General features: G+C 59.0%; 6 protein-coding genes and 1 pseudogene. 2 read left to right on the forward strand and 5 right to left on the reverse strand.

The window, feature by feature from the left end:
• Both VEZ52_RS09505 and gcvPB read left to right on the forward strand, forming a co-directional pair.
• A pseudogene (locus tag VEZ52_RS09505) lies at positions 1 to 151 on the forward strand (glycine dehydrogenase); the annotation flags it as partial.
• A complete protein-coding gene (gcvPB, locus tag VEZ52_RS09510) occupies positions 148 to 1,596 on the forward strand; it encodes an aminomethyl-transferring glycine dehydrogenase subunit GcvPB (protein WP_324836595.1) in 1,449 nt (482 codons plus the stop codon). The pseudogene VEZ52_RS09505 and the gene gcvPB, both read left to right, overlap by 4 nt.
• Before the next feature lie 740 nt (positions 1,597 to 2,336).
• Here gcvPB and VEZ52_RS09515 read toward each other — a convergent pair.
• From VEZ52_RS09515 to VEZ52_RS09535, 5 genes are all read right to left on the reverse strand, one after another.
• Positions 2,337 to 3,545: a tRNA-specific 2-thiouridylase gene (locus tag VEZ52_RS09515; RefSeq protein WP_324836596.1), complete on the reverse strand. Its 1,209-nt coding sequence runs from the start codon at positions 3,543 to 3,545 to the stop codon at positions 2,337 to 2,339.
• Positions 3,546 to 3,623: 78 nt separating this feature from the next.
• On the reverse strand, positions 3,624 to 4,370 hold the full coding sequence (locus tag VEZ52_RS09520; protein WP_324836597.1) for an amino acid ABC transporter ATP-binding protein: 747 nt from the start codon (positions 4,368 to 4,370) through the stop codon (positions 3,624 to 3,626).
• Entirely contained in the window at positions 4,357 to 5,157 is an 801-nt protein-coding gene (locus VEZ52_RS09525; RefSeq protein ID WP_324836598.1) for an amino acid ABC transporter permease, read from the reverse strand. The genes VEZ52_RS09520 and VEZ52_RS09525 overlap by 14 nt, the downstream gene beginning before the upstream one ends.
• Before the next feature lie 173 nt (positions 5,158 to 5,330).
• The gene (locus VEZ52_RS09530; RefSeq protein ID WP_215648051.1) at positions 5,331 to 6,074 is read right to left on the reverse strand and encodes a basic amino acid ABC transporter substrate-binding protein; all 744 of its coding nucleotides are present in this window, start codon (positions 6,072 to 6,074) and stop codon (positions 5,331 to 5,333) included.
• Between the two features lie 64 nt (positions 6,075 to 6,138).
• Entirely contained in the window at positions 6,139 to 6,882 is a 744-nt protein-coding gene (locus VEZ52_RS09535; protein ID WP_324836600.1) for a basic amino acid ABC transporter substrate-binding protein, read from the reverse strand.
• Between the last annotated feature and the right edge of the window lie 95 nt (positions 6,883 to 6,977).

Raw genomic sequence — 6,977 nt, forward strand, 5'->3', positions numbered from 1 at the left:
CAAGGCCATGACGCCCAAGGGCGTCGTGCCCGGCTATCCGCTGGGCAAGCACTATCCCGGCATGGAAAACGTGCTGCTGCTCTCGTGCACCGAGGCCAACAACCGCACCCAGATAGACAAGCTGGCCGAAATCATGGGAGGCCTGTTGTGAAAACCATTTTCGCCAAATCCGTTTCTGGGCGCACCGCCTACTGTCTGAACAGCGACGCCCCCAAGGCTGAGGCCATGTTGCCCGCAGACCTGCTGCGCAAAAAAGCTCCCCGTCTGCCCGAATGCTCGGAACTGGACGTGGTGCGCCACTTCACCCAGCTCTCGCAGCTCAACTACAGCGTGGACGCCAATTTCTATCCCCTTGGCTCCTGCACCATGAAGTACAATCCCAAGTTCATGGAATACGTGGCAGCGCTGCCGGGCTTTACCCACCTGCACCCCATGATGGCCCAGCTTGAAGGCGGGGCCGACTGCGCCCAGGGCGCGCTGCAATGCCTGTATGAAGCCGAAAACCTGCTCTGCGAACTCACGGGCATGAAGGCCTTTACCTTCCAGCCCATGGCCGGGGCCAACGGCGAATTCACCGGCGTAAAGCTCATTGCCGCCTATCACAAGGCCAAGGGGCGCAACCGCAAAAAGATGCTCATTCCCGATGCGGCCCACGGCACCAACCCTGCCTCCGCCGCCCTTGCTGGGTTTGACACCATCAACATCGAATCGCGCGACGGCATGGTGGATCCCGAAGCCATCGTGGCGGCCATTGCCGAACACGGTGAGGATGTGGCGGGCCTCATGATGACCTGCCCCAACACCCTCGGCCTCATGGAAGTGCACCTGCCCCGCATCGTGGCCGAGCTGCGCAAGGTCGATGCCCTGCTGTACTACGACGGCGCGAACATGAACGCCATCATGGGCAAGATGCGCATGGGCGATGTGGGCTTTGACGTGGTGCACCTCAACGTGCACAAAACCCTCGCCACCCCGCACGGCGGCGGCGGCCCAGGCGCTGGCCCCGTGGGCGTTACCGACCGTCTGCTGCCCTTTATGCCCGCCCCGCGCGTGGCAAAGCATCCTGACGGGCGTTTCTTCCTCGATTACAATCTGCCGCAGACCATTGGCCCCATCGGCCCCTTCTACGGCAGCTTTGGCGTGGTTATCAAAGCCCTTGCCTACATGCTGCGCCTCGGCGGCGAAGGACTCACCCGCGCCTCTGAGTATGCCGTGCTCAACGCCAACTACCTCAAGAAAAAGCTTGAGAACGTGCTGGAGATTCCTTTCAGGGATCGTTTCTGCGCGCATGAATTCGTGGCGTCCGCACCCGAAGGGCTGCGCGCTCTGGATATCGCCAAGGCTTTGTTGCAACGCGGTATCCACGCGCCCACCATATACTTCCCGCTTATCGTGCACGAGTGCCTCATGGCCGAACCCACGGAAACGGAAAGCAAGGAAACCCTCGACGGTTACGTGGAAGCCCTGCAGGAGATTATCCTCACGGGCAAGGCTGATCCGCAGTCTCTTCAGGAACTGCCCACCAACTTGCCCGTGCGCCGTCTGGACGAAACCGCCGCCGCACGTCAGATGGTACTGACGGAAGATATGGGGTAGAGATAATTGGGGGAAGGGGCGCTTTTTGAAAAAAGCGCCCCTTCCCCCAACCCCCCATCCCCGCAAAAACTTTTATAACGGGCCTTGGCTGACGTTGAGGCTCGTTTTTTGTCGTTGTTGGTGGGGGTTATTTGTAGCATTGCTGCCCGTCGGGCACTGGGTTCCGCCACCGGCGGAGTTTTGGACGCCTCCCCGGCGTGGGGCAGAGGGGGCCTGTTAGGGGCTGCGCCCCTCCTCGGCCCCCTCTGCACTCCCCCCGGAGCACCCCCAAAGAAGGTTATCAATTCATGCAGCGTGGCGAGGGCAACGCGGCTGTAGCTGCGGGAGCTTCCTTCCCTCGCTGCGCTTGGTCAGGTGATCTCCCTCCGCGCCGCGTTAATGCCAGAATCTGATTTCGCTTTGAGTCGGATTCCTTTTCAGCCAGCACTCGCAGTCAGCGTTGGAATTTAACACTTGCGTGTAACTGGAACTCGGTACGTCAACAGGGGATGGTCATGAAGTAGCCTTCCTTAGACTCGTCGGAGCGTAGCGGAGGCGATGGTTGGTGTTGGGCGAATTTGCAAAATACGGTTTTTGCGGTCTGAAAAGGAAGCGCCGGGATTTTGAGCGCAGCGTACTCGTGTACGTGAGCATCAAAATCCCGGCGCTGACGCATTCAGGCCGTAAAAGTCGGGTTTGCGTAAATCAGCCTGACAGGCTCACCCGCACCCATCATAAAGGAAACATACCTACCTGAATTTTCAGGCCATCTCCTCCACAACGCCAGCAGTCAGCACACGGCCTTCTTCGTCATAAACCGCTGCCACCTGCCCGGGTGCCGTAGGAAACTGCGGTTCATCCAGCACTATACGCAAACACGCATCCTCAACCTGCACGCTCGCCGGGCATGGCCGCTGCCGATGCCGTAGCCGTACAAGCAACCTGTCAGGCCAAAGATGAGGCGGCAGTGCGATATTGGCTGGCCCGGTCACACAGGTGCGTATACCCAGCAAGGCACGCGGGCCGACCACAAGGGTATTGGTCGCGCTGTCCTTGGTCAGCACAAAAAGCGGCTCAGTATGGGCAATGCCAAGGCCCTTGCGCTGGCCTTCCGTATAGCGCCACAGCCCTTTGTGCTGGGCAATTTCGCGCTTGTTGCCCGCTGCGTCCAGCAATAACACAGGCCCCGGCCCCGGCGCGATGGTGCCAGCCGCCTGCCAGTGCCGTTCCAGAAAGGGCCGGTAGGCCTCGGCAGCCGATATGCCAGCCTGCGCTGTGGGCGGGGCAAAACAGATATCCTGACTCTCTGACGGCAGGGGAACAGCCAGCCCTGCTGCCGCCACAATGGCGCGAGTTTGCTCCTTGTTCTGCCCGTAAAGCGGAAACAGGGCGCGGCTCAGCCGTTGACGCGGCACAAGGCTGAGAAAATAGCTTTGATCCTTGGCGGCGTCCGCAGCGGCGGCAAGCAGGGGATAGGTTTCGGAAGTTTCATCCTCGCCCGCATCTGTTGGCGCGTCCGGGCCGGGAACAAGACGGGCGTAATGCCCGGTGGCAAGCTTGTCCGCACCGAGAGCAAGTGCGGTGTCGAGCAGTACGCCAAACTTGATGGCCCGGTTGCAGTAGGCGCAGGGGTTGGGGGTGCGACCCTGCGCATAAGCGGCGGCAAAGGGATTCAGTACTTCGCGCTGAAAGGCCTCGCGCAGGTCGGCCACATGCAGGGGAATCCCAAGCGTGGCGCAAGCTTCAGCCAGTCCTGCGGGGGCAACGGTCGGGCCGTCGGGCAAAAAAAGACCGTGCAGGGCCAAAACGCGAAATCCCGCATTGTGCAGCATGACCACTGCGCACAGGCTGTCTACGCCGCCGCTCACGGCAACTGCTACAGTCGGGCTATGTGTATGGGGGGCGTTCATGGTTTTGTTCACTCCCTTGTTGTTGACGCCGTGGAGGGCGTAGCTGCTGACGCAGCTCATAAGGGATGGCGGGAAAGAGGGCGGGGAGGATGGCAGGAGGGGCCTTTGCGGCAAAGGCCCCTCCTGCCCAAAAGCGAACTACAGAATCTGGTTCAGGAACTGCCGCAGGCGCGGATGGCGGGGGGCAGTGAAGAGCATTTCAGGCTTGCCCATTTCCACAATCTGCCCCTGATCCATAAAGATGAGGCGGTCGGCGACAGTGCGCGCAAAGCCCATTTCGTGGGTCACGCAAACCATGGTCATGCCTTCTTCCGCCAGCTTCACCATAACGTCCAGCACTTCACCCACCATTTCGGGGTCAAGGGCTGAGGTGGGTTCGTCAAAGAGCATGATGGAGGGCTGCATGGCCAGGGCGCGCGCAATGGCAACGCGCTGCTGCTGCCCGCCAGAAAGCATGGCAGGGTACACATTGGCCTTGTCGCTGATGCCGACCTTTTTGAGCAGGGTCAGGGCGCGGGCATCAGCCTCCTCGCGCGAAAGTTTACGCAGGTGGCGCGGCGCAAGAGTGAGGTTTTCCAGTACCGTCTTGTGCGGAAAAAGATTGAACTGCTGAAAGACCATGCCCAGGTTCTGGCGCATCTCGTTGATGTTGTTCTCATCGCTCTGGATATCCTGACCCTGAACAATGATGCTGCCCTGATCGATCTGTTCCAGCCTGTTGATGGAGCGCAGCAGGGTGGACTTGCCGGAGCCGGAAGGGCCGATAATGACCACACGTTCGCCGGGAGCAATATCCAGGCTCACATCCTGCAAGGCAGGCAGCGAGCCAAAGTACTTCCAGACGTGATTGATGGAGATAATGGGGGCGGCGCTATTTTCCGTCATAGTAGTTCAGCCTGGATTCCATGATGCTCACAGCCTTGGAGAGCACAAGAGTGATAATCAGATACATAATTGCCACTATGGTGTAGGTCTCAAAATACAGATAGGTGGTGCCCACAAAGCTGCGCGCGCGTTGCATGATGTCCGGCACGGCCATGATGGATACAAGCGAGGTGTCCTTGAGCATGGCGATACATTCGTTGCCAACGGGGGGCAGAATGGTGCGCATGGCCTGGGGCAGCACCACAAGACGCATGGTCTGGTAGCGGTTGAAGCCCAGCGAGCGCGCTGCTTCCGTCTGGCCCTTGTTGATGGCTGTGATGCCCGCGCGGAACACTTCGCCCATGTAGGCGCCGTAGCAAAAACTGATGGCGACCACCGCAGAGGTCACGCCGCTCACCTGCACAAAGCGCGAGAGCGCGTAGTAGATGTAAAATATCTGCACCAGCAGGGGGATGCCGCGTATCACTTCCACATAGGTGGAGGCGATGAGATTTATGAGGCGGTTGTCTGAAATACGACCAAGACCTGTGAGCAAGCCAAGCGGAACCGCACAGCAGATGGAAAGCATGGTGATCTTGAATGTGATCAGTATGCCGTCCGGCAGGTAAAGCAGAATGCGCAGGTATGGCTCGGGCCAGAGCGTGCAGAGGGTAAACAGGGTACCGAGCGCGCCCACCAGGGCGATAGACCATGCGTTTATCAGGCGCCATTCACGCGGGTCGGGGATGGACGCGCCATCCGTGACCATAATGATGTTGCCTTTGCTTCCATCTTTTTTATCGTGCATCGCAGTCCTTCATGACAAGGCGTTTGAGGCTGGCGGCTGGCAACGGCTGGGCCGTGCCGGGATGCCGCGGGTTATAACGGGCTGGCCCTGTGGTGTAAGGCATTGCCCTGGTTTATGCAATGGCTCCCGGGCAAAAGCCCGGAAGCCACCAAAATATCACGAAAAAAGGTAAACTATTTGGAAGCGCCCATCCACTTCTGGAGCAACTGGGCTTCCACGCCGGAAGCTTTCACATCCTTGATGCCCTTGTTCAGCTTTTCCACCAGGTCCTTGCGGCCCTTGCGCACGGTAAAGCCGTAGTATTCCTTTTCTTCGGTCTTGAAAGAAATATTCAGCTTGCCAGCGGTGTCGGCCTTTTTGTTGACGTAGTAGAGCGCAACCGGATCATCGCAGATAACGGCGTCAAGGCGACCGCCCAGCATGTCCTGAATGGCAAGGCCCACATCGTCGTATTCCTTGAGGTCAACAGCCACGCCAGCCTTGCGGATAACGAACACGCCGGTGGTGCCGATCTGGCCGCCGACCTTCTTGCCCTTGAGGTCAGCCAGGCTCTTGATGCTCTTGCCAGCGGGCAGCACCACGGCCTGGGCAACTTCATAATAAGGATCAGAGAAGTCAAACTGCTTCTGACGTTCTTCAGTGATAGTGGTGGCGGCAGCCACGATGTCGTACTGTCCGGTGGCTACGCCGCCGAAAATGCCGTCCCAGGCGATGTTGCGCACATCAACCTCAAAACCGGCGGCCTTGCCAACGGCAGTGATGAAGTCCACATCAAAGCCAATGGGCTGCTTGTTGGCGTCGAGCATTTCCATGGGGGGCCAGGTGCAGTCAGTGGCCACAATGAATTTTTCAGCAGCCATGGCCTGGCCGCACAAAAGGGAAACGGCAACCAGGGCCAGCAACAGACGACGGATCATGTCCACTCCTTAAAATACGGCGGGGCGCCCAGGACAAGCCCGAACGCCCCGCGAAAACGGAACGTTAGTTGGATTTACCAAGCCACTTTTCAGCAATTTTGCGGTCTTCGCCAGAAGCCTTCACAGCGGCAATGCCCTTGTTCAGCTTTTCCACGAGGTCCTTGCGGCCCTTGCGGACGGTGAAGCCATAGTATTCCTTTTCGTCGGCCTTGAACGAGATGTTCAGCTTGCCGGCGGTGTCAGGCTTTTTGTTCACATAGTACATGGCAACCGGATCATCGCAGATAACGGCGTCAAGACGGCCGCCCACGAGGTCCTGAATGGCCAGGCCCACATCGTCATATTCCTTGATGTCCGCGCTAACGTTGGCCTTGCGCATAACAAAGATGCCGGTGGTGCCGATCTGGCCGCCGACCTTCTTGCCCTTGAGGTCAGCCAGGGTCTTGATGCTCTTGCCAGCGGGCAGCACCACGGCCTGAACCACTTCATAGTAAGGAGCGGAGAAGTCAAACTGCTTTTCACGTTCGGGGGTGATGGTCACCGAGGAAGCCACGATGTCGTACTGTCCGGTGGCCACACCGCCAAAAATGCCGTCCCACGCGATGTTGCGCACTTCAACCTCAAAGCCTGCGGCTTTGCCCATGGCGCGGAGGTAGTCGGTGGAGAAGCCCTCAGGCTGTTTGTTGGCGTCCAGCATTTCCATGGGGGGCCATGTGCAGTCGCTGGCAACAATGAATTTTTCGGCGGCAGCCGCCGGCCCGCAGAGCAGGGCAAGGGTAATCAGGGCAAGAATAACACGGCGAAACATAGGACCTCCTAACCAGGTTTTATGATTCAGGCCCGCCGCTGTATGCGTCATGGGGGACGCCTGCGCCGTAATCATGCGGCCGTAATCACTGAAAA

It is taken from the genome of Desulfovibrio sp., assembly GCF_035644575.1.
GTDB lineage: Bacteria > Desulfobacterota > Desulfovibrionia > Desulfovibrionales > Desulfovibrionaceae > Desulfovibrio.